The sequence below is a fragment of the Streptococcus suis genome, from assembly GCA_002831545.1.
Taxonomy (GTDB): Bacteria; Bacillota; Bacilli; order Lactobacillales; family Streptococcaceae; genus Streptococcus; species Streptococcus suis_P.
Map to the genome: position 1 here is coordinate 2,004,589 of CP025095.1, position 23,707 is coordinate 2,028,295.

General features: G+C 39.5%; 19 protein-coding genes and 2 pseudogenes. 6 read left to right on the forward strand and 15 right to left on the reverse strand.

Translation table 11 applies throughout. The features are described 5' to 3' along the window. Positions 1–188: 188 nt before the first annotated feature. From CWM22_09870 to CWM22_09880, 3 genes are read left to right on the forward strand one after another with little or no spacing between them, the layout of a single operon-like run. Positions 189–659 (forward strand): ferrous iron transport protein A, encoded by a 471-nt coding sequence (locus tag CWM22_09870; protein ID AUC92182.1) that lies wholly within the window; start codon positions 189–191, stop codon positions 657–659. After that, positions 656–2,800, forward strand: coding sequence for a ferrous iron transport protein B (gene feoB, locus CWM22_09875; GenBank protein ID AUC92183.1), 2,145 nt, complete (start codon positions 656–658; stop codon positions 2,798–2,800). Before CWM22_09870 ends, feoB begins: the two co-directional genes overlap by 4 nt. Then, positions 2,800–2,952: a FeoB-associated Cys-rich membrane protein gene (locus CWM22_09880; protein AUC92184.1), complete on the forward strand. Its 153-nt coding sequence runs from the start codon at positions 2,800–2,802 to the stop codon at positions 2,950–2,952. The genes feoB and CWM22_09880 overlap by 1 nt, the downstream gene beginning before the upstream one ends. Positions 2,953–3,004: 52 nt before the next feature. On the opposite strand, the gene CWM22_09885 is transcribed toward CWM22_09880, so the two are convergent. The 11 genes and pseudogenes from CWM22_09885 to CWM22_09935 all read right to left on the reverse strand — a co-directional run bounded on the left by CWM22_09885 (position 3,005) and on the right by CWM22_09935 (position 16,954). Next, positions 3,005–3,943: an ABC transporter permease gene (locus CWM22_09885; GenBank protein AUC92185.1), complete on the reverse strand. Its 939-nt coding sequence runs from the start codon at positions 3,941–3,943 to the stop codon at positions 3,005–3,007. Next, positions 3,927–4,619, reverse strand: coding sequence for a cell division ATP-binding protein FtsE (gene ftsE, locus CWM22_09890; protein ID AUC92186.1), 693 nt, complete (start codon positions 4,617–4,619; stop codon positions 3,927–3,929). Before ftsE ends, CWM22_09885 begins: the two co-directional genes overlap by 17 nt. Before the next feature lie 142 nt (positions 4,620–4,761). Further along, positions 4,762–5,857, reverse strand: a protein-coding gene (locus tag CWM22_09895) for a peptide chain release factor 2 (GenBank protein AUC92187.1) whose coding sequence is annotated in 2 segments (ribosomal slippage) — positions 4,762–5,784 and positions 5,786–5,857 — 1,095 coding nt in all. Because the reading frame shifts where the segments join, the coding sequence is not laid out codon by codon here. Between the two features lie 34 nt (positions 5,858–5,891). Beyond that, the gene (gene queG / locus CWM22_09900) at positions 5,892–7,019 is read right to left on the reverse strand and encodes a tRNA epoxyqueuosine(34) reductase QueG (GenBank protein AUC92188.1); all 1,128 of its coding nucleotides are present in this window, start codon (positions 7,017–7,019) and stop codon (positions 5,892–5,894) included. A gap of 40 nt (positions 7,020–7,059) precedes the next feature. Continuing rightward, positions 7,060–7,548, reverse strand: a complete 489-nt coding sequence (locus CWM22_09905) for a VanZ family protein (GenBank protein AUC92189.1) — start codon at positions 7,546–7,548, stop codon at positions 7,060–7,062. 274 nt (positions 7,549–7,822) lie between these two features. Beyond that, positions 7,823–9,112 (reverse strand): IS4 family transposase, encoded by a 1,290-nt coding sequence (locus CWM22_09910; protein AUC92190.1) that lies wholly within the window; start codon positions 9,110–9,112, stop codon positions 7,823–7,825. Between the two features lie 262 nt (positions 9,113–9,374). Next, on the reverse strand, positions 9,375–9,863 hold the full coding sequence (locus CWM22_09915; protein ID AUC92881.1) for a glucosaminidase: 489 nt from the start codon (positions 9,861–9,863) through the stop codon (positions 9,375–9,377). 56 nt (positions 9,864–9,919) lie between these two features. Next, on the reverse strand, positions 9,920–13,723 hold the full coding sequence (locus tag CWM22_09920; GenBank protein ID AUC92191.1) for a hypothetical protein: 3,804 nt from the start codon (positions 13,721–13,723) through the stop codon (positions 9,920–9,922). A 506-nt stretch (positions 13,724–14,229) separates the two neighbouring features. Further along, positions 14,230–14,424: pseudogene (locus CWM22_09925) on the reverse strand (transposase). 372 nt (positions 14,425–14,796) lie between these two features. Then, positions 14,797–15,918 (reverse strand): IS110 family transposase, encoded by a 1,122-nt coding sequence (locus CWM22_09930; GenBank protein ID AUC92192.1) that lies wholly within the window; start codon positions 15,916–15,918, stop codon positions 14,797–14,799. An 82-nt stretch (positions 15,919–16,000) separates the two neighbouring features. Then, positions 16,001–16,954 (reverse strand): IS30 family transposase, encoded by a 954-nt coding sequence (locus CWM22_09935; GenBank protein ID AUC92193.1) that lies wholly within the window; start codon positions 16,952–16,954, stop codon positions 16,001–16,003. A gap of 232 nt (positions 16,955–17,186) precedes the next feature. Between CWM22_09935 and CWM22_09940 the strand changes: the two genes are divergently transcribed. Continuing rightward, positions 17,187–17,741 carry a hypothetical protein gene (locus CWM22_09940; protein ID AUC92194.1) on the forward strand — a complete coding sequence of 185 codons (555 nt, stop codon included), beginning with the start codon at positions 17,187–17,189 and terminating at the stop codon, positions 17,739–17,741. A 195-nt stretch (positions 17,742–17,936) separates the two neighbouring features. Here the strand turns inward: CWM22_09940 and CWM22_09945 are convergent. Together CWM22_09945 and CWM22_09950 are read right to left on the reverse strand one after the other, a co-directional pair. Continuing rightward, positions 17,937–19,227, reverse strand: a pseudogene (locus tag CWM22_09945) (IS4 family transposase). A gap of 120 nt (positions 19,228–19,347) precedes the next feature. Continuing rightward, on the reverse strand, positions 19,348–19,764 hold the full coding sequence (locus CWM22_09950) for a TM2 domain-containing protein (protein AUC92195.1): 417 nt from the start codon (positions 19,762–19,764) through the stop codon (positions 19,348–19,350). 67 nt (positions 19,765–19,831) lie between these two features. Here CWM22_09950 and CWM22_09955 point away from each other — a divergent pair, with 67 nt between their 5' ends. Next, positions 19,832–20,107 (forward strand): hypothetical protein, encoded by a 276-nt coding sequence (locus CWM22_09955; protein AUC92196.1) that lies wholly within the window; start codon positions 19,832–19,834, stop codon positions 20,105–20,107. Positions 20,108–20,199: 92 nt separating this feature from the next. Next, positions 20,200–20,391, forward strand: a complete 192-nt coding sequence (locus tag CWM22_09960; protein AUC92197.1) for a hypothetical protein — start codon at positions 20,200–20,202, stop codon at positions 20,389–20,391. Here the strand turns inward: CWM22_09960 and CWM22_09965 are convergent. After that, positions 20,363–20,554, reverse strand: a complete 192-nt coding sequence (locus CWM22_09965; protein AUC92198.1) for a hypothetical protein — start codon at positions 20,552–20,554, stop codon at positions 20,363–20,365. The two genes, CWM22_09960 and CWM22_09965, sit on opposite strands and share 29 nt — an antisense overlap. 102 nt (positions 20,555–20,656) lie before the next feature. Continuing rightward, positions 20,657–23,341, reverse strand: a complete 2,685-nt coding sequence (locus tag CWM22_09970) for an ATPase (GenBank protein AUC92199.1) — start codon at positions 23,339–23,341, stop codon at positions 20,657–20,659. Between the last annotated feature and the right edge of the window lie 366 nt (positions 23,342–23,707).

Below are 23,707 nucleotides of genomic sequence, written 5' to 3' on the forward strand. Positions count from 1 at the left end.
TTCTAGTCTGTCTTAAAAACTGGAAATTAGACTGAGACAAAGAAATAAGGTAGAACTTACTATGGGACAAGTTGGTAACTGACAATGAAAAACCAAAATAAAGAGAAAATAAGCTATTCCTAAAAATTATCTGACACTTTTAAGGAATTGTGCTATACTATTGTTATAAAAATCACAAAGGAAACGATATGAAACTACAAAACCTTCAAGTTGGACAATCTTATTTAGTCAAAGATTGTCTAACGCAAGATGATATTCGTAAACACTTAGCGCACTTGGGTTTAAAAGTCGGAGAAGAGATTCGCATCATTTCAAAAACCAAGACCAATGCAATTTTCCAAGTCAAGGCAAGCCGTCTAGCCCTAGACAGAGAAATTATCGAATCTCTGGTTTTAATAGAAAAGTCAGCTACCGAAATAATCAATCTATCCGAGGCACCTATTGGTAGCTCAGCCAGGGTCATGGACATCTATGCAGCAGGTGCACTCCGTCGTCGCCTCATGGATATGGGACTTACAAAGAACACGCAGCTATTTCTCAAAAAAGTCGCTCCCCTGGGCGATCCAATCGAAATTACCTTGAGAGGCTATGAGCTGACACTACGCAAATCCGAAGCGCAAATGATTGGTGTTCAAATCACAAGCGAGGTGAGGAAATGACAAAACACATCGCCCTTGCAGGAAATCCAAATAGCGGAAAAACAACTCTTTTCAACCTCCTAACAGGGACCAACCAACGTGTTGGTAACTGGCCCGGAGTCACCGTTGAAAGAAAATCTGGAACGATCAAAAAGCGAAAACATTTACTAATTCAAGATTTACCAGGTATCTACTCGCTGTCTCCCTACACACCAGAAGAACGGGTTGCCAGAGATTATTTGATAGCGGACCAACCAGCTGCTATCCTCAACGTCCTTGATGCAACAAACTTGGAGCGGAATCTCTATCTGACCTTGCAGTTATTAGAAATGGGCCTTCCTATTGTTATCGCCCTCAATATGACAGACGCCCTGAAAAGTCAAGGTCGCTCAATAAACAGCGACCAGCTCTCCTATCAACTGGGAGTTCCTGTACAGCCTATCAGTGCACTAAAAAAGCTAGGTATATCCCAGCTCCTCCATGAAGTAGAAAAAATTACCAATCAACAAGCCGAGCCAATCTATCCTCAGTATGACAAACAATTTGAAGCCGGTCTTGCCCAAGTTATTGACCTATTATCAGATTCCATCCCAAATCATCAAAAACGCTTCTACGCCATTAAGCTACTCGAACAAGATCAAGTCATTCTAGACCAATTGCAACTCAATGCGCAAGACATGCTTGATTTGACCGAAATCATTGTCATTTTGGAAAAAATTTACGCAGACGATATGGAAGCCATTATCGTCAATCAACGCTACCAATTTATCGAGAAAATCACAGAACTGGTCACAAAAGACAGCGATAAGACTTTTAACCTGTCTGATAACATAGACCGACTTGTTACCAATCGTTTTCTTGCCCTCCCTATCTTTGCGGCAGTCATGTGGCTGACCTACTTCCTGTCTATTCAAACGGTTGGTACAATGGGGACTGACTGGGTGAATGATGTCCTCTTCGGAGAGCTTGTTCCAGGCCTTATTCAGGAAAATCTAGATCGATTTGAAATCGCTGGCTGGCTACAATCTCTGGTCCTTGATGGCATTATTGCAGGATGCGGAGCCATTCTAGGTTTTGTACCACAAATTTTCGTCCTCTTCGTCTGCTTGGGAATCTTGGAAGACATCGGCTATATGAGCCGAGTCGCCTTTGTCATGGATAGGATTTTTAGACGCTTTGGTCTATCAGGCAAATCCTTTATTCCCATGTTGATTTCCACAGGCTGTGGCGTTCCTGGAGTCATGGCAAGCCGGACTATTGAAAATGAACAGGACAGAAAAATCACCATTATGACAGCAACCTTCATGCCCTGTTCTGCCAAACTTCCTATCATTTCGCTGGTAGCCGGTGCTTTCTTTCCTGACAATCCTTGGATTGCTCCAAGCGCCTATTTTGTCGGTATGGCTGCCATCGTCCTATCCGGAATGGCACTAAAAAAGACCAAGCAACTTGGTGGAGTCGCAAGCCCCTTTATCATGGAATTACCATCTTATCACTTACCGAAACTCAGTACGGTTCTCCGATATGCATTCGATAAGGCACTTAGTTTTATCAAACGGGCTGGTACCATTATATTTGTGACTAACATCATTATTTGGTTCAGCAGTTCCTATAATTGGTCTTTACAAATGGTAGAAACAGATGAGAGTATCTTAGCCTCCATTGGACGCAGTTTTTCTCTCCTCTTTGCCCCACTTGGTTTCGGAAATTGGCGAGCAACTGTTGCAGCCATTACAGGTCTCTTAGCCAAGGAAACCGTCATTGCCACCTTTGGTATCCTCTATAAATTAGGAGAAACAACCGAAGAAAATCCCGAACTCTGGGGGCTTTTACAACAAGACTATACAGCGTTATCAGCCTACTCCTTCCTAGTCTTCAATCTCCTCTGTGCCCCTTGTTTTGCGGCTATTGGTGCTATTCACCGTGAAATGAGAGAAGCCAAGTGGACATGGATTGCTATCGGTTTCCAAACAGGTTTAGCCTATGCAAGTAGTTTGGTTATCTATCAGGTTGGTCTTGTACTTATCTACAGACAATTACCAACCGTCTGGACATTTATCGCTATCTTTCTAATTATCACAGCCATCTACAGCCTAGTGAAAAAACCAACCAACACTCTTCCAATCGTCACGCTAAAAACATTAGAAAAAGGAGAATATTAATGCCCACACTTATCCTCTTTCTCATCATCGTCATCTTATTTTCTCTTGCTATTCGCAGTCTCATCAAAGGAAAAGAATCCTGCGGAGATTGTTCCTGCGACTGTGCTATTAAGCAAGAAATGAACGAATCTTCTCACCATAGACATCCATAACAAAAAGGTCTGCCTCATTATTGTGCAGACCTTTTTACATGTAGCTTGTCTATTAAATTTTTAAGTAGCGGTTCATGGAAATGACTGATCCCAAGGAACCAATAATAATACCAATTACAAAAAGTGCGCCAATCATTCCTGGAACAAAGACATTCATACTAATCAGAGACAAATCTTGACTAGCAAGACTAGCATTTACTGAAGTATAGATCATCTTATAAAGAGAATAGACTAAAACAGAAGGCAAAATAGCTCCGAGGAGACCTACCCAGGCACCTTCCCAGAGGAATGGTCCACGGATATAACTGTTTTTAGCACCAACCAGACGCATAATCTGAATTTCACGGCTACGAGAAATAATGGTAATCCGAATAGTATTGGAAATCAAGAAAACAGCAGTAAACAGCAATAAGCCAGTTGCTGCCAATCCCCATGTACGAACTAGATTAGCTAATTTAAAAATACGTTCCGTTTCAACTTCCCCATCGCGTACCTCTGTAACACCATCAATTTTAGCAATCTCTGCTGCAACAGTTTTTACATACTGCGGTTCAGTCGTATCAATGATATAAGCATCGTAAAGTGGATTGGCATCTCCTTGGAATAGGTTCCAAGTATCTCCCAAGGTAGCTGTTAATTTCTGCAACTGTTCATCCTTACTTGAATAAGTAACAGATTGTACATTTTCTATGGCTGTAATCTGATTGTACACCTTTTGATAATCTGGATTAGCTACCGTCTCTCCTGCTTCGTTCACAATCGTCTCAGCTTGATCAGTTGAGTTCGCTCTCAAATACACATTGATACGTACATTCTGTTCCAAATCCGAAGCGAGCTTTGCTGTGTTCAAAATAACTGAAGCAAATAGACCAACCAAGGTAAGGGTAATGGCTACAGATGAAATGGCTGCAATCGTCATCCAACCATTTCGCTTCAAACTCTTCAATGACTCAATAAAGTGTCTAAAAAATCGATTACTCATCGTATCCATATTCTCCTTCCGCTTCATCACGTACTACACGACCATCTTCAATCGCAATAACACGGTGACGAAGTGTATTTACAATCTGACTATTGTGTGTCGCCATCAAAATCGTTGTCCCCTGTAAGTTAATTCGCTCCAATAGATTCATGATTTCCCAAGAGTTTTCAGGGTCCAAGTTACCAGTTGGTTCATCAGCAATCAATACTTTAGGATTATTTACAATGGCACGGGCAATAGCAATCCGCTGTTGCTCACCACCTGAAAGTTCATTTGGGAAAGAACGAATTTTGTGCTTCAAACCAACCAAATCTAAAACTTCCATTACACGTTTCTTGATATTCCGTGGTTTTTCACCGATAACTTCCATGGCATAGGCAATATTTTCAAAGACAGTCTTTTTAGGTAAGAGTTTGTAGTCTTGGAAAACCACTCCTACACTACGACGTAGAAGAGGAACATCTCTCTTTTTAATTTTTGCAAGGTCAAACTTACCAACCTTTAGACTCCCCTTATCGAGCTTTTCCTCCCGATACAAGAGTTTGATAAAAGTTGACTTACCTGCACCAGAAGGACCTACAATGTAGGCAAATTCTCCCGCTTCAACATTGACTGATACTCCGCGAAGGGCAGTCGTTCCGTTTCCATATTTTTTGGAAACGTCTTTCATTTCTATTATTCCCATAGGATTTCCTGTCTTAGACAGTCCTTTCTTTAGATTTGAGAACGTTTTTTTCAAAATACAGTCAGTATTCTCTCAAAAAACTTCCTTGATGAGCGAAAAACTATCTCTTATTTACAAGCACTTCACTTGTAAATACAGGTTCTTAGCTAATTCGCCATTTTAAATAAGCATCTATAAAGCCGTCCAAGTCTCCGTCCATAACCTTATCGACTTGAGCCACCTCATAACCAGTACGGTGGTCTTTTACCATTGTATAAGGTGTAAAGACATAAGAACGAATCTGACTTCCCCAAGTGATCTCTTTCTTGTCACCCTTGAGTGAGTCGACCTCTGCAGCCTTCTTCTCCTGCTCCAATTGATACAATTTAGCCTGCAAGAGTTTCATTGCACGGTCTCGGTTTCCATACTGAGTACGGTCAACTGTGGACTGAGTCACAATCCCTGTCGGAATGTGCGTCAATCGAACACCCGTTGAGACCTTGTTGACGTTCTGTCCACCAGCACCACCTGAACGGAAGGTATCCATCTTGACTTCATCATCTCGGATTTCAATTTCAATGGTATCGTCCAACTCAGGCATTACCTCTACAGATGTAAAGGAAGTATGACGACGCTTAGCTGAGTCAAAAGGTGAGATTCGCACCAGACGATGAACACCCATTTCTGACTTAAGCAAGCCATAGGCGTTTGGCCCAGTAAAGCTTAGAGTTACGGACTTAATACCTGCCTCATCACCAGCTTGATAATCCAATGTTTCTACTGTAAAACCTTTGGCATTTCCATAACGCTGATACATCCGCAGAAGCATTTCTCCCCAGTCTTGTGCCTCGGTACCACCCGAACCTGGATGGATTTCCAAGATAGCGTTATTGTGATCATAGGGTTCTGACAAGAGCAAGGTCATTTCGTAAGCAGTCATGGTTTTGTCCAATTCCGCTAACTTTTCAACCAACTCATCCCGAACAGACTCATCTTCTGCTAGAAAATCTAGCAAAATTTCAGATTCATCATATAAATCCAACATCTGATGGAAATTTCCGTAGGTGTTTTTTAATTCATTCAACTCCTGAGACGTCTTCTGGGCTGCCAAATTATCATTCCAGAAATCTGGCTCCGTCATCTTGTTCTCAAGAATGGCAATCTCTTCTTCCAGACCTTCTAAGTCAAAGAGACCCCCTAAAAGAAGTTAATTTTTTGCCAAGTTCTTCAATCTTTTGGCGAATTTCTGCTGTATCCATATACACCTCATTTTTATTCATAATATTTATTATATCACATTTGCAAGTCCTTGACCATGTTGAGAAAGGCCGTTTGCTCTGCTATGACATCATCATTGTCTGATGAAATACCTGCGATAAAGGAAACCATCTCATCATTGGGCTGTTTGACCAATTGCCCCAAGGCCCAGATAGCTGTCGCCATGTGGACAGGATTTTGTTTCTTATCGATGATTTCTAAGAGTTTGGGAATGGCAGAGCGGTCATTGCTATTAGCTAAGGCAATGATGGCATTGCGCTGGAGAATATTTTTTCCCCGCCAAGAGCCAGCAATCATACCAAATTTTTCCTTGAATTGTCCATTTGATAAGTCCAAGAATGGAATCAGCTCAGGCTCAGCCAAATCAGGGTCAATCTCCACCACAGGTGGACTGGAAATTCCCTTGTTGTAAGGACAACAAATCTGGCAAATATCACAACCATAGATGACCGTCTTGATTTTCTTACGAAACTCCAAGTCCATCATACCCTTATCCTGGGTCTGAAAGGACAAGCAACGACGGGCATTCATGGTCGTATCACCTAATAGACAAGACGTCGGACAGGCTGCAACACAACGATTACAGTCCCCACAGTCGTAGTCGACTGGCTGATCTGGTTCGATGTCCAGGTTAGTCACCAGTTCCCCTAGAAACATATAGGAACCAAATTCCTTAGAAATGACTAGCCCATTCTTCCCGATAAAGCCAATTCCTGCACGACGAGCGACCGCTGTATCCACCAAAGCTCCTGTATCTACCATAGCCTTGTATTCCAAACCATCCGTCAGTTTCTCAATTCCCCGTGCCAAACGCTCCATCTTATCTTGCAAGATATAGTGGTAATCAAGCCCCCATGAACTAGGGGTAATCTTCCCACGTTTGTATTGGGTCTTCTGCGGTTTGACAGGCAAATGTCGAGGGTAAGCTACCGCGATAGAAATGATGGTTTTGGCAGATTCTAACGACAGTTTGGGACGGATACGTTCTTCGATATTCTTGTGTTCAAATCCTGACGAACGCCCCTCTTCCTGACTAGCACGAAGTGATTTCTCCAAATAAGCAAAATCATCAGCCGTTGTAAAACCAATCTTCGAGATTCCGATTTCCTGAGATAATTTAATAATCTCTTCTTTGATATTCATTACATTCATTTTAGCAAACTTTGGATATATTTAGCAAGACCTACATAGCTAAATGAGTTATTAATATAACAAAAAACGTTAGCGCAAAACAAAAAATATTCATACGAACATAGGCCTTCTCCCGCCAAATACTGGTCAAGACATACATGATATTAATACCGATTGCTCCCCCTAAGCCGTTAGCCAGTAAATCAGTTATATCTGCAACCCCAAGTAAAAGAAGATATTGCAGAACCTCAAAGCAGAGACTCACTAACATAATCAAACATAGATTAGCCACCCACGATGCCTTGCGAAATAGCATTTCCATATAAATACCAAAGGGAATAAAACTTACAATATTAAATAGAATTTCTGGAAAATCCAGCACTCCATCATAGACCGCTGTTCCTGCAAACGGAATTAAGTTTATACTAGCATAACCATAGCGTCCATATACGATACTCAAGTCCATCTTAAAGACAATCATCCAAGTAAGTAAAAGGAGATAGGCAAAAAATAAAAACATACTCATTTTCTTTGTCTGCATAGAAATTCTCCTCTCAACTAGCATATTTTATCATTATATCATAAATGCTGTTCTATAAAATGTCACTTCTGTGACAAAGCTCGTTCCATATTACAAGTACTTTACAGCCTACTAAAAACAGAAAAGGAAGACACTACCAAGCCCAATGTCATTAAGTTAAGCATTTAAGCAGCTAAAGAAACTATTCTCGTCTGAGCAGTTCATGACAAAACGGGAATAGTTTTTGTATTTAGGGCGCACAAAAAGGAGGTTTTTTAACCCTATTTTTCAACTATTATGTTACTCTATAAGTGAAGCTTACAGGTGCCTTGCTTTTTATCTTTCTTTGGAGCGTTCGATTGGGTCGGATGATGGATAAATGCTTGGCAATGTAGGTTTCTAATTGGAAGGAAGTGAGTTTGTTTCTAAGAAATTTTCGACAGGCATAAACAGCGTCTGAAAAACAAATTTTATAAGTCTGTTTTAACTTTGATGTTTTAATGGTAACGTGTGAGGTTAGCCATTTACAAACATTAAAATTGATAAAGCGAGCGTAGATTTCTTGGAGAATCCCTTCCTTCTTTTTTGCATGAAAATGAGTCAGACCGATACTGTATTTTAGGTCACGAAAACTGGTCTCTATGCCCCATCTGTAGGCATAGAGATCTTTTAATTTTTCTGGAGAATAATCGGTGTTTGTCACCAAAGTTTCAAAGAAACCTGGCTTGATTTCGAGACGCACCATTCGAAAATGAAGTTCGTAAAACTGAACTGGGTCGCTTTTTCGGCTAGAGTTTAGTAAAAAGTCAAAGGAAGCATTATGAGGTAAAAAATGATACTGATTAGGGAAGTCTCGATACAGTTCTTTCATGTCATTGGTTTGTTTGCGACAGATGTTTAGGTCAAATGCCTCATCAAAACAAGGGGTGTCAGGGAGGTTAAATCCTGATTTCATAGAATGATTCCCGTCACGAATACGAATAATATAGGACCAATTTCTTTCTTGGCAGTGAGCCATGACATTGTAGGATTCATACCCCCTATCCATTATTACCAGAGCTTGTTTGAAAGAAGAGTTCTTCATCATATCAATAAAAGCCGCACGTTCATCAACCTCTCGATTATCTTGGATCCGTAAATCATGATACATCTCTTGTTCGAGATTGTAGAGAGCATTAATATGAATGAGATTGTAAGGAGTGTGATGTGGTCCAGTTTGAAAAGAGGTCGTTTTATCAAAACGATTTCTTGGTAGAATCACATCACTGCCATCAACAGCCAGGATAGGGAGATTATCAGAGATTGGAATTTTAGAAGTAATATCCCTAAAAAGTGTTTTAAAAGCTTGGTGTTTAATCTGATACCGCCGTTGAACAAAGGCAGATTGGGTAACTGGTAAATGTAAGTCAAGTAACTCTTTAGATAAGGTATTGCCTCCCATGGTCAGTATGGCTTGAATCATGGTTTTCATCGTTAGCTGACTTTGCCGACTAAAATCTTTTTCAGGATGAAGCACAAACTGATTGGCACTAGAAACGATGTCGTTAATACTATCAAGTAAATGAGCTTTAATCTGATCTAGCATGACTTTTCCCCTTTTATTTTAGTGTAACATAAAAACTAACCCACCACAAAACGTGATAGGTTAGTTAACTTAATGACATTGGGCACTAGACCAACTTGTTTCAAGACTCATTAAGAGTTTGGTATACAACTCCATTAAGGTAATTATCGAGCTACTCTTCATCTACCCACTACAGTTGAGAAAGAGCCCATAATTTCCAATAGCAAACATTCAATTAGACATCAATTCTGAGACGTCTTTTACATATTTAAATAAAATTAGTTTAGTCTGAAATCAATATATAATCATAAGAATGAAGTTGGTATCTCTCAATAAGTGACTTCAATTTATTAGCATAATTTGGATCAGTTGCGTAGCCTGACTTTTGGAGTGCATTTACAGCTTCAATATAGGTACGAGACTGTCTAAATTGTTGATAATTTTTTGTTCGCCAAGGGGTTGAAGTGAAGAATTTGCTATAGTCGCTCAAACTAGCAGTTGGTGAATCATAAGCTCTAAAAACTGCATTCTCAGTTCTAGAAACCCCATTTCTATACTCAGTTGTTGGTATTGTAATAGTTTTTCCTTTCCAACTCGAATCAGCTTTTATTCCAAAATAGTTGTTTGCTTGTTTGGCTAATGTAGAGCTACCCCATCCACTTTCTAAAATCGCTTGTGCGACCATAACACTTGGTAAGATACCTGATGTTTTTGAAACTACTTGGGCTGCTGGAGCAATTGTATTGATGAAGCGACGCTGTGAATCAGTCATTTGAACTTGATTTGACTGACTCACTGTATTTGTGGTAGATGTCGCTCCATTTGTACTTACTTTCCCCCTACAGCACCATACCAATTAACAATTCTGTCAGCCAAAGCTTTAGCAAGTTTTGTTTGGTAAGAATCTTGCTTAATCACTTGCAACTCTGATGGATTATCCATAAAGCCCATCTCAACTAAAACAGCAGGGATTTTTGTTTCACGAAGAACAGCAAATGTCTCTCGTTTGACACCGCGATTATAGGCACCTGTTTCCTTTATCAAGCTCGACTGAATCTGATTTGCTAATGTTTGACTCTCAGCAAGTCTAGTTGGATTATTGTGATATGCCTGATTAATTTTTGATGGATAGGATGGATTACTTTGATACCAATAAGTTTCAATACCCCTAGCCGTTGTAGTACCAGCACCAGTCGCGTTGAAATGTAGACTGATAAATAAATCGGCATTACTACTATTGACCATTCGAGAGCGTTCAGTGACATAATCTACATTGTAATCCCCAGTACGCGTCATCAATACATTAATACCAAGTGCTAACAAATTAGCTTTTAGCTTATTTGCAACATTCATAGCAAGATTTTTCTCATGAACTCCTCCATAAGAAGCACCTGAATCAGCACCACCATGCCCTGGATCAATATATACAGTATATGAACGCTGAGGCGAACGTTGTGAATATGCCCCTGCAGGTAGATTGGCTGACGTAGCACCTACCATTGCCATACTACCGTCTTTTCCGCGGTAATAAACATGGGAAGTATAGCGCCCAGATTCGTTTTTATGTTGTGAACTTAAAACTGTTAAACGATAGCTACCATCTGCCTGACGGCTTGCTTCATGCCAAATAATGTCATCCTGGTCTTTATTATCAGTCCAAGTTGGGACTAAAACTTTATCTAACGCTACAGGCGAATAGACATTTTTAATAATTACATCAAATGAACCTGTTTGAGAATTAATGTTTGTTACTGAAATTGTTCCAGAAGCTTTCGCTGGTGTAGTAGAACCTTTTAATTCAGCAGTGACAGCTCCAACTCCAGTCATACTACCATCAGTTCCACGGTAGTATACGTGAGAGACATATTTCCCGATTTCGTTATTATGTTCAAACTTTTTAACAGTATATTTGTAAGTACCATCTGGTTGACGACTTGCTTCATGCCAGATGATATCGTCCTGTCCTTTATTTTCTGTCCAGGTTGGAACCAAGACCTTATCAATAGCTACTGGCGATTTCACTTCTGAAATGACAACATCATAGGTACCTGAGTTGCTATTGACATTTGAGACCGTTACTTTTCCGCTTGCTTTTTCAGTGGATTTTTCAACAGTTTCTGAAGCTGGTAATGTTACGTTTGTAGTCCCAACAAATGTTCGGTTTCCATCTTTTCCTTGGTAATAGACTGTTGTAATATACTTACCAGTTTCATTCTTGTGTTCAGATTTTTTAATCGTCACTTCGTAACTTCCGTCTGACTGGCGAACGGCTTCATGGAAAACAATATCATCAACACTCTTGTTTTCAGTCCAGGTTGGCACAATAACAGATTTTACACCATTCGGAGATGCAACGTTTGTAATTTTTACAACAAATGAACCGTTTTCTGCATTTATATTAGATACAGTGATTGTACCAGAAAGTTTATCAGAAATTGTTGATTGTGCTGGTGCAGCAGGTATATTTGCTGTCGTTGAACCTATAAAGGTACTTTTTCCATCTTTTCCTTTGTAATATACATGTGAAATATAAGTTCCTGTCTCATTTTTGTGCTCAGTTTTCTTAACTGTATATTTGTAACTACCATCAGCCTGGCGACTGGCTTCGTGCCAAATGATATCATCTTGACCTTTGTTTGAAGTCCAAGTTGGTACCAATACTTTATCAAGAGTAACTGGGGATTTCACATCAGAAATGACTACATCATATGTACCTGTATTGGCGTTGATGTTGGAAACTGTTACTTTACCACTTGCTTTCACAGGTGTTGGTGCTGCTGGTATATTTGCAGTCGTTGAACCTATAAAGGTACGTTTCCCATCTTTTCCTTGGTAATATACATGTGAAATATAAGCCCCGATCTCATTTTTGTGCTCAGTTTTCTTAACAGTATATTTGTAACTGCCATCAGCCTGACGACTGGCTTCGTGCCAAATGATATCATCTTGACCTTTGTTTGAAGTCCAAGTTGGTACCAATACTTTATCAAGAGCAACTGGGGATTTCACATCAGAAATGACTACATCATATGTACCTGTATTGGCGTTGATGTTGGAAACTGTTACTTTACCACTTGCTTTTTCCGAGGTCTTGACTACAGTTTGGGCAGCGGGTAATGTAACTGTTTTTGTACCTACAAATGTACGACTTCCATCATTTCCATGATAATAAACAGTAGTAATATATTTTCCAATTTCATTCTTATGTTCCGATTTCTTTATGACCGCTTCATAGCTTCCATCTGGTTGGCGAATGGCTTCATGGAAAACAATATCATCTACACTCTTGTTTTCAGTCCAAGTTGGAACCGATACAGATTTAACACCATTTGGTGAAGATACATTTGTAATTTTTACTACAAAAGAACCATTTTCAGCATTGATGTTTGAAATAGTAATTGTTCCTGAAAGCTTATTAGAGGTATTGGATTGTGAACTTGACGATGATAAATCAGCTGTTGTTGCACCAATATAGGTTTGTTTACCATCTTTCCCTCTATAATAAACATGGGAAATATAAGTCCCTGTCTCATTTTTGTGCTCAGTTTTCTTAACTGTATATTTGTAACTTCCATCAGCCTGACGACTGGCTTCGTGCCAAACGATATCATCTTGACCTTTGTTTGACGTCCAAGTTGGAATTAACACTTTATCAATAGATGTAGGTGAATAGACATTTTTTACAACAACATCATAGGTACCTGTTTTCGTATTTACATTAGCAACCGAAACAGTTCCAGTTGGTTTCGGTGCTTGTAATGTTGCTGAAGTTGTACCAACTCCTGTAAGGCTGCCATCTTTTGCTAAATAATATACATGGGAATGATATTTACCAGTTATATTGTTATGCTGAGCTTTATTAACCGTTAATCTATAACTATTATCAAGTTGACGCTTCGCTTCGTACCAAATAATATCATCCTGACCATTTACTTCGGTCCAAGTTGGTACGAAAACTGTCTTTATTTCTTTAGAAGATGATACATTCGTAATTCGTACATCATAGGTACCTTTTTGTGAGTCGATATTTGAAACTGAAACTAGGTTTGGAGTAGTATCCGAAACTGTTGAAGAATTTGATTGAGTAGATGCTGTTGTCGAATTATTCGTTGCAACAGAGGATGCTACAGAAGTAGATGATGCTGTTGTCGAATTATTCGTTGCAACTGAGGGTGCTACGGTGGTAGACGCTGTTGCAACACTATTTGTATTACTTACCTGACTAGTTGCTGCCGAAATTGATGCACTTCTCGCTTGTGTCGCCGAAGTTACAGTATTTGTGGAACTAGTAGTCTTTTTGATTGATGATGCTACTGCATTTGTAGAAGGTTTGATTGAGCTAGCAGGTACAGATGCTGAAGTATTAGATACTGTTGAACTTGAAATTGTCGTGGTATCCTCCGAACCTGTATCAGATACAACATTATTTGATTGAGCTGTTCCAGTCGAAGCAACAGCTGGAGAAACAGATGTTGAGCTGACTGTTGCTGTATTAGAGTTTGATGACTGACTTTCTGATTCCGTACCTTGTGAAACCTGATTAGAAGTTTCAGATAAAGTATTGGCATGAACTAGATGACTTTGTAGTGTCCAAGCGCACAAAGATAAAAATAACAAAGATTTCTTTTTCACTAATTTCTCCTATTCTAACTTTTAATGACTTTTTAGAAATTGAGGCCTTAAGACCTTGAATTTAGTCTCACCACCCTATTTTAGCACGCTTTGTAAAATATGTAAAGGTTTTTGCTGAGAAAGATTATTCTCCAAAATTCTCAAAGTAAGTTCATGACTATCGCAAAAACAAAAACTGGAATGGATTGAAGAAAATGGGTAAAACATAATTAAAGCTAGCTTCGAATCTGAAACTTTTGTGTACAATTTGTTTGATTATTTTCAAGTTTAATACACTTTTTAACAGCATTTTTTAGACTTATCAAAACTTTTCTTAGAGTTAATTCTTTTGTTTTTCCATTTTAATCAAAAAATCTTCTAAAATCTTTTTAGCAAGCACTTCCCTTTGTATTTTTATTATTTTGGGATAAAAATTGAAATCCCTCCTGTTTGTTTTTTATAACAGTATACTGGAGGAAGGAGTGAGTGGATAGATTTACATGCTCTCTACCCGTTGTGCTAGTTAATCAAGCGTAAGCAAGGGAGTATTTTAAACTGATACCAAATTCAGTATGACTGCTTTTAAGCAAAAGAGAATAAATAAGTAATATTGCCTCTGTCTTAAATTTGAGCGCCTGAATGTTTCGACAACGTAAAGCCTCCATTCCAAACTGCTCTAAACTAGAAAATACAGTCTCCACTGATTTCCTCAATCGACTGATATGTAAAGCCCTTTGTCAAGTAAAAACAATCGAACTGATTAAAAAATGAAAAGTATCTAGAAAGAGCCTAGTTCTTAGCTTCGGGCATTGGCCACTCTGATATTCGTGGATTGGTTACCTACAGGTCAATGGTTCTGCCGCGAGTCCTACTCTCTATAAGCGTGGATCACAATTGTGCCACTTAGTCATTTCGTAGATGACTCAAACCTTGAAGTCCTAAACTCCTTCAAGATACTTTCCATTCAAACATGATTTCAATCCTTATTTCTGTCCAAATTCACCCAGTGATTTTGGATAGAAATAGGGATTCCTCATCGCTCTGCGATGATAAAACTTAATGGTCAAAAGTGTACATGAAAACAAGCACTAACTTCAAGCTATTCTTCCTGTCATCATCCCCCAAATAAAACCAGACAATTCTCGTGCAATAGCTGTTTTAGCAACATTTTGTTTCTTATTTTTTCCTAGAACAAGTGTGCGATAACGTCTTCTTAAGCGTTCATTAGCCTTATCCGCATAAGCAATCACCTCCACTCGGTTTCCACTTTGTCTCCGTTTCAATTCTTTGGATTTATACCCAATCGTCCCCTTAGCCAATGATTGTGCAGCTTCTATCAGAAGTCGTCTCACATGGCTATTCCCAGCTTTGGTGATAGCACCTCTTCTCTCCTTGTCGCCGCTAGAATTTTCGCTAGGAGTTAGCCCAAGATAAGAAGCAAAATGTTGAGCTGTCGCAAAGCGATTAAAATCACCGATTTCTGTCACAATGGAAAGAGCAGTTAGTGTTTTAATGCCAATAAAGCAAGAAAGCCGTGAGACCTTCTCTTGATAACTGTCGCTTTGACCCAGTTGCTCAATTCGTGCATCATACCGTTCTATTTGATCTACTAATTTCTCATAGGTCAATAGATATTCTGTCAAAATCTCTGCGTAAAGTCCCTCAGGTTTTAGGGAACGGAGCCAGCGAACATGTTTCTGTGTCCAATTACTGCTTCCCTCGGTATAGCGAAAATCATGTCGGAGACAGAAGGCAAGAATTTGTTGTTTGATTTTCTTCAGAGCCACTTTGTGGTCTGTTCTCATGCGGATATATTCTTTGACTTGTTCATCCTCAACAGTAGGAATATGAACAGGCCGATAGCTACGAAAGGCCAGAGCTTTTGCGAGCTGAGCTGCATCTTTTTTATCAGTCTTAACACGCTTAGATCCTTCCTTCATCACCGTTGTAGGCGCCATCACGATACAGGGAATCCCGTGAGCTTGTAGCTGGTGATATAGGGTAAATCCAAGACATCCGGCTTCGTAGCCACATAACACTTCTGCATCTTGACCATATAAACGACGAAGCTCATTCACATAGTTCACAATATAGCTAACATTTGGACCAACTTTAGTGCTATGTTTGAATTGATTCGCCATCATATCATAATAGCAGAGTGAAAAACTTTCTTTGTGAACATCCATTCCGATGAAAAGTGTGGTAAAATGAAACATATAAGACCTCCAATTGAGTGTGGTAATTCCTGTTAGAAGTTGATTGTTTTTTTATTCTAGTGTCCCAAATTTCAAGTTGAAGTTAGCCACCCAAAAGAAATTCACTTGGCGACTTGTAGTCCAAGCATTTTTTAGGGTAGTTGTTAATCCAATTTTCGATAAAAGCTACTTCTTTCGGAGTCGTTTTCTTGGTTCCTTTAGGTAACCATCTCCGAATCAATCGATTATGGTTTTCATTTGAACCTCTTTCCCATGAAGAGTAGGGATGTGCATAGTAGATATGTTCCTCAGGAAATACCTCAGACAATCGTTTGAACTCCGAACCATTATCTGCAGTTATTGATAAAATATGATACTCAGCCAATAGTAACCTAAGTGCCTGATTGACAGCTTCAGCAGTTTTACTTGGAATTAATCTTATGATTTGGTGTCTACTTCGTCGGTCGGTTAAGACTAAAAGACACTGATTTTTCGCTCTGGTTAGTAGAACTGTATCAATTTCATAATGACCGTTTTCCAATCGAAGATTGATGACCTCTGGTCGCTCTTCGATTGATTTACCAGCTGGCTTAAAGTTCGGACTAGCTTGCTTCTTGCCACCTTTCCCTTTTCTAGGATAAAGCATGTCCGATTTCTTCAATCCTAAATGACCATTATGAAACCAATAGTAGATGGTTGAAATACCTACTTTCACTTGCTTCTTCTTCACTATCATTTCAGGTGAAAATTTTTGCTTATGATAGTGTAAAATCTTCTCTTTCATTTCTTTCGTTAGGATTATCTTTTTAACCGACCGTTTTCGATTGGAATGGTAAACAGTTTGTGCATAATCAGCAGAATAAACTTTTTTGTAGACCCCTTTTCGCACTTGTTGTAAGGTTGTCCCACGCTTGATTTCATTATGAATCGTTTGAGGCGCCTTTCCTAACAAGCCTGCAATTTCACGATTTGACTTATTTTCAAGTTTCCACCGCTCAATCAAGCGACGGTTATCTATTGTCAAATGTTTCCCTTTTGGGGTATAATGTCCTTGCATCTCTGTGCCTTTCCTTGTGTTTGTGGTGAACAACAAGTATAGCACAGAGGTGTTTTCTTATACCTTAAATCACATTTCATTTGACACCAGGCACCCTTGAAGCTGTTTTTTCAGCTAAACCAAGGCTATGATTAGCCTTGGGCAACTAGCCTAACAGCTTCAAGCCTGTTATCAAATGAAATCATCAACTTACTCAAACATAGTGAAACATCTAATTCTTGACTAAGGTAAGGTGGCTAACTTCATTATAGAACTTTCGTTTTATTCTAGTGTACAGGTAAATCCACGAATTCTCAACTGGGGGTCTTTACATATTGTCTATAAGTCAGAAGGTGCTGGTGGGGATGAGTATAGGGCGTTTGAAAAAGGAAAGGGAGAATTTGATGCGCAATGGGGCTGGTCTGCTGGGCTTATGGACAATGCTATATTTAATAAATGGAAGGAAGAAAATCGTTTCTCAAAAATTCTCTTTCGAGACTACCGCAGAGATGTACAGACCGTTACTTATAAATTAGAGACAGAAATAGAAAAACAATCAGAAAAAACCTTCTCACTCATCGCAGTGATAAAGAATTTTAATAAGTATACTCACTATATTTATGGTGACCAAATTGCTTCTGCTGCGGGATTAGAGGTAGTGGCTCCACGAACAGAGAAGGTTCCTAAAGAGAAGAAAAAGAATGAAGGCAAAGAACGAAAGAAAGATCGTTCGAAAAAGAACCGTCACCCACACAAAGAGCATAAAAAACAACATCGGACCAAAGAATTAACTGGGCGTAAAAAATAGACTGGCAGTTAATATTGGCTGTATGAATAGACTGTATTGATAAAAGAGGCTGGGCAAAAAGCCCCAATGTCATTAAGTTAAGCATTTAAACAATTAAAGGAACTATTCCCGTCCGAGCAATTGATGACCAAACGGGAATAGTTTTTGTATTTAGGGCGCACAAAAAGGATGTTTTTTAACCCAATTTTTCAACTATTATGTTACTCTATAAGTGAAGCTTACAGGTGCCTTGCTTTTTATCTTTCTTTGGAACGTTCGATTGGGTCGGATGATGGATAAATGTTTGGCAATGTAGGTTTCTAATTGGAAGGAAGTAAGTTCTTCTCTAAGAAATTTTCGACAGGCATAAACAGCGTCTGAAAAACAAATTTTATAAGTCTGTTTTAACTTTGATGTTTTAATAGCAACGTGTGAGGTTAGCCATTTACAAACATTAAAATTGATAAAGCGAGCGTAGATTTCTTGGAGAATCCCTTCCTTCTTTTTTGCATGAAAATGAGTTAGACCGATACTATATTTTAGGTCACGAAAACTGGTCTCTATGCCCCATCTGTAGGCATAGAGCTCTTTTAATTTTTCTGGAGAATAATCGGTGTTTGTCACCAAAGTTTCAAAGAAACCTGGCTTGATTTCGAGACGCACCATTCGAAAATGAAGTTCGTAAAACTGAACTGGGTCGCTTTTTCGGCTAGAGCTTGGTAGAAAGTCAAAGGGTGTGTGATTAGGTAAACAGCGATAGTGATTAGGAAAATTGTGATACTGTTGTTTCATCTCATTGGTCTGTTTCCGACAGATGTTTAGGTCAAATTTTTCATCAAAACAAGGGGTGTCAGGGAGGTTAAATCCTGATTTCATAGAATGATTCCCGTCACGAATACGAATAATATAGGACCAATTTCTTTCTTGGCAGTGAGCCATGACATTGTAGGATTCATACCCCCTATCCATTATTACCAGAGCTTGTTTGAAAGAAGAGGTCTTCATCATATCAATAAAAGCCGCACGTTCATCAACCTCTCGATTATCTTGGATCCGTAAATCATGATACATTTCTTGTTCAAGATTGTAAAGAGCATTGATATGAATAAGATTGTAAGGAGTGTGATGTGGTCCAGTTTGAAAAGAGGTCGTTTTATCAAAACGATTTCTTGGTAGAATCACATCACTGCCATCAACAGCCAGGATAGGGAGATTATCAGAGATTGGAATTTTAGAAGTAATATTGGTAAACAGGGCTTTAAAAGCTTGGTGTTTAATCTGATACCGCCGTTGGACAAAGGCAGATTGAGAGACAGGCAAATCTAAATCAAGTAGCTCTTTGGCTAAGGTATTACCCCCCCATGGTCAGTATGGCTTGAATCATGGTTTTCATAGTTAGCTGACTTTGCCGACTAAAATCTTTTTCAGGATGAAGCACAAACTGATTGGCACTAGAAACGATGTCGTTAATACTATCAAGTAAATGAGCTTTAATCTGATCTAGCATGACTTTTCCCCTTTTATTTTTAGTGTACCATAGAAAAAACTAACCTACCACAAAATGTGATAGGTTAGTTAACTTAATGACATTGCTACCAAGCCTCCCCTTATTCCCAAAAATATCTTATTAAAATGTCTGATTGCTATGCTGAAAAGCCTTATATTGATGGATTTGTAGCATCAAACGCTCAAAGTTCGCCTCCTTACATGCTCGCATGATTAAGAAGCAATCAATAAACTTCCACAAATAAAGTCCCAAAAATAACAAGAACCCAATCAAGATAAATAGCGTAACAAAAGATACTGCAAAAGCAATCAGCTTGGCAAATCCCAATTCTTTATTCCCAACATAAAAACGGTCGACACCAAACTCACCGAAAAAAATAGCCAAAATAAGAGCGACAAGAGGTTGACGCATCTCAACCATCATAAGAACGTTTAAAGCCTCATCATCTAAATCTTCTAGTTCTTTTTGCAGAATGAATAACTTATCAGATGGCAAATAACTGCTTTTACTTAAAATATAATTCTGAAGATAATTCATATAAACTCCTACCTCTTCAAAATTATAGCAGTTTCTTATTCTTCAAGCAAGCCTGTAGAGGAAAACAGTGTCAGAAATCGTTTACATTTTTTTCTTTTTTGCTATAATGAAACTAGATTACAAGGAGGTTCATATGAGAGTTATTATTCATTATCCAAAAACTATCAAACAACTATCCTCCCAAAAACTTCCGCTTCTGGTAGATGGAAAAATTGCTGGGACAGTTACTCAAGGTAAAATTCTAAGCTTACCAATTACACAACCATCTGTTATACTAAGCATTCGAGGCGATAAAAAATCGAGCATTCAAGTTAAAGACGGCGATAGGGTCCAAATAATATAGTCGAATGAATTAGCTTTCAGACAAGGAACTGAGGCGCAGGCTGTACTGAAGTACGGCAAGGCGAAAGTGACGATGTATCAAAGCTAATTCAGATGACTATGGAAAATAGCAGGTACTTCACTCTCCACTATTTCAGCTTGGCTATCGTACCAATCGCCTTACTGTTTAACTTACCAACTCTTGTCAAAACCATCCTCCTCATACTAGCACTAGCCATTACTTTGTTGGGACAAGCAATCTTCCCAAAATACATTATCAGTACAGAAAAAAGCTCAGACCACTAAATCTGAGCTTTTTCAAATGATATTCTTTTAGTACAAGGCAACGAGGCGCAGGAGGCTGGGCAAAAAGTCCAAAGCCACTTCTCAGAGTTCGTGTCAACATCTCAGCGCAGTGGTTGATTGGCAGATTTGTTCGTGTTTCACACTCTAAATCTGACCTAATCAACTGTGCGGGGGTGGGAAGACGAACTCTTTTTTGACTAGTTGAGTTCTTTCCCACTCCCAAGGCGAGTTAACGAAGTAATAAAAGATAAGCTGAATAACTATATTAGATAGCTTTTTCATCCAATCCCATTTTACGTTGTACAAATTTAACAATTTCTACAACGACAACCATGAGGCCTGAACCAATAATGGTTACCAACCACTGGGTTGGAGAGAGAACGGATACATGGAAGAAATTGCTAAATCCTGGAACAACGATTGTCGCCATTAACAAAAGGAAAGCAAATGGAATTGACCAGTTGAAGAGTTTATTTTTGAACAAACCAACTGTGAAAACGGACTGATAAACAGACTTAACATTGTATGCATGAACCAGTTGGATCAAACCTAATGTCACGTAAGCCATTGTCAAAGCATCTGCATGGATTTCTTCATAAATGCTGTGTTCTGGGTAAAGCAGGGCAAATCCATAGACACCCAATACCAAAGCGGTCTGTAGAATACCTTGATAGATGATAGAGCTAAGGACACCACCTGAGAAGAAGCTTGAATTGCGTCCACGAGGTTTGTGTGTCATAATACCTGGTTCAGCAGGTTCAACACCAAGGGCAATCGCTGGAAGAGTATCTGTTACCAAGTTGATCCAAAGAAGATGAACTGGCTCCAACACGTCCCAACCGAAGAGGGTTGCAAGGAAGATACACAATACCTCAGCAGTGTTAGCTGACAAGAGATACTGGATGGTTTTTTGGATGTTTGAGAAGACCTTACGTCCTTCTTCCACCGCAACGATAATAGTCGCAAAGTTGTCATCTGCAAGGACCATATCAGAGGCACCTTTCGAAACTTCCGTACCTGTGATACCCATACCGATACCGATGTCAGCTGTCTTAAGTGAAGGGGCATCGTTGACACCGTCACCCGTCATGGCAACAACCTTGCCTTCATTCTGCCAAGCCTTCACGATACGCACCTTGTGTTCAGGTGATACACGGGCATAGACAGAGTATTGCTTGAAGACTTTTTGGAATTCTTCATCGGACAGTTCATTGAGCTCTGCACCTGTAAATACATGGTCTTCTGTATCATTCGGATCAATGATACCAAGACGCTTGGCAATCGCCTCAGCTGTATCTTGGTGGTCACCCGTAATCATGATTGGACGGATACCCGCTTCCTTAGCAACACGAACTGCTTCCGCCGCTTCAGGACGCTCAGGGTCAATCATACCAACCAAACCTGAGAAGACAAGGTCATTTTCAACAACGTCAGATTCCAACTCAGGAATAGCATCAACATACTTGTATGCCATCATCAAGACACGAAGGGCTTGCTTAGCCAAGTCCTTGTTAGTGGCAAGAATGGCTTGTTTATCCGCATCGGTAATCGGACGGATTGTACCGTTTTCTTCAATTTGCGTTACACGTTTGAGCAATTGATCTGGAGCACCTTTAACAGCTACAAAGTAGTTTCCAGCAGCTTGTTGGTGAACAGTTGACATTAATTTACGTGTTGAGTCAAATGGCAATTCAGCCACACGAGGCTCAGATACCAAGACTTCACGAACGTCAAAGTTTTGATCCAAACCAAATTGAACAAGTGCCGTTTCAGTTGGGTCACCGATCAATTTACCAGTTGGGTCAACTTTTGTATCGTTGGCAAAGTTCATAACACGAAGCGTTGTATTGCTTGCATCCAAAGCTTCTTTAGCATCCACCAATTGACCGTTTGTATAAACTTTCTCAACAGTCATTTGGTTCATGGTCAAGGTTCCAGTCTTATCGGATGCGATAATTTCAGTTGAGCCAAGTGTTTCAACAGCAGGCAACTTACGGATGATAGAATTACGCTTAGCCAATACTTGAGTACCAAGCGAAAGAACAACGGTTACAATAGCTGGCAAACCTTCTGGAATGGCAGCAACCGCAAGAGCTACAGAAGTCATAAGAGCAGGCAAGATACCTTCTCCACGTACGAAGACTGAAACAGCCATCGTTACCGCAGCAATGACAAGAACTGCGTATGTCAAGACCTTAGATAATTGGTGCAAGTTTTGTTTCAACGGCGTGTCTGTTTCATCTGCATTGGCAAGCATGCCTGCGATGTGACCGACTTCTGTGTACATACCTGTGTTTGTAACCACACCAAGACCACGTCCGTAAGTAACGTTTGAGTTTTGGTAGGCCATGTTGACACGGTCACCGATCGGTGCATCTTCAGCCAAGACTGCTGACAAATCTTTATCCACTGGTACAGACTCACCTGTAAGAGCAGCTTCTTCGATTTTGAGGGAATTAGCTTCCAACAAACGCATATCGGCAGGGACAACATCACCTGCTTCAAGCAAGACGATGTCGCCTGGTACCAAGTCTTTAGAATCAACTTCGACTACATGATTGTCACGAAGCGCACGCGCAACTGGGCTTGACATGTTTTTTAGCGCCTCAATGGCTGCCTCAGCTTGACCCTCTTGATAAACACCAAAGGCAGCGTTCAAGACAACTACGGCCAAGATGATAATGGCATCTGTCAAACCGTGTGAACCTTCAGTAATTACCGTCAAGATGGCTGCTGCAATCAAAATGATGATCATCAAGTCCTTAAACTGATCCAAGAATTTAGCTAAGAGTGTGCGTTTTTCACCCTCATCCAATTCGTTACGACCGTAGTCTGCTAGACGTTTGCTTGCCTCATCACTAGACAAACCGTCCAAAGAAGACCCCATGCTTGACAATACTTGCTCTTCGCTCTGTGTATAAAACAAATCGCGTTTTTGTTCTTTTGACAATTTCCTTCTCCTTCTCGGTCCCTTTTTTACCTAACAAATAAAAAAGAGACCTGTTTAATGAGAACCTCTCTTCACAGCTCGGCACTTCTATCTAGGGCTAGTTTTCTGTCACTCATCCTTATACTCTTCGAAAATCAAACTCAGGCGTTGTTGACTTGAATTGATGAACTTTAGTTCAATCTGCATCGGCGTCGCCTAGCCTGACTTTGATTTTCATTGAGTATTAGTTTTTTTGAAATACAGTCAGTATTCCTTCAAAAAACTGCCTTGATAGACAAAAAACTATCTCTTATCTAAAAATACCTTACTTGCGAAGACAGGTTCTAAAACAAGTCTCGCTATTTAATATATTGCCGGAAACAAGTC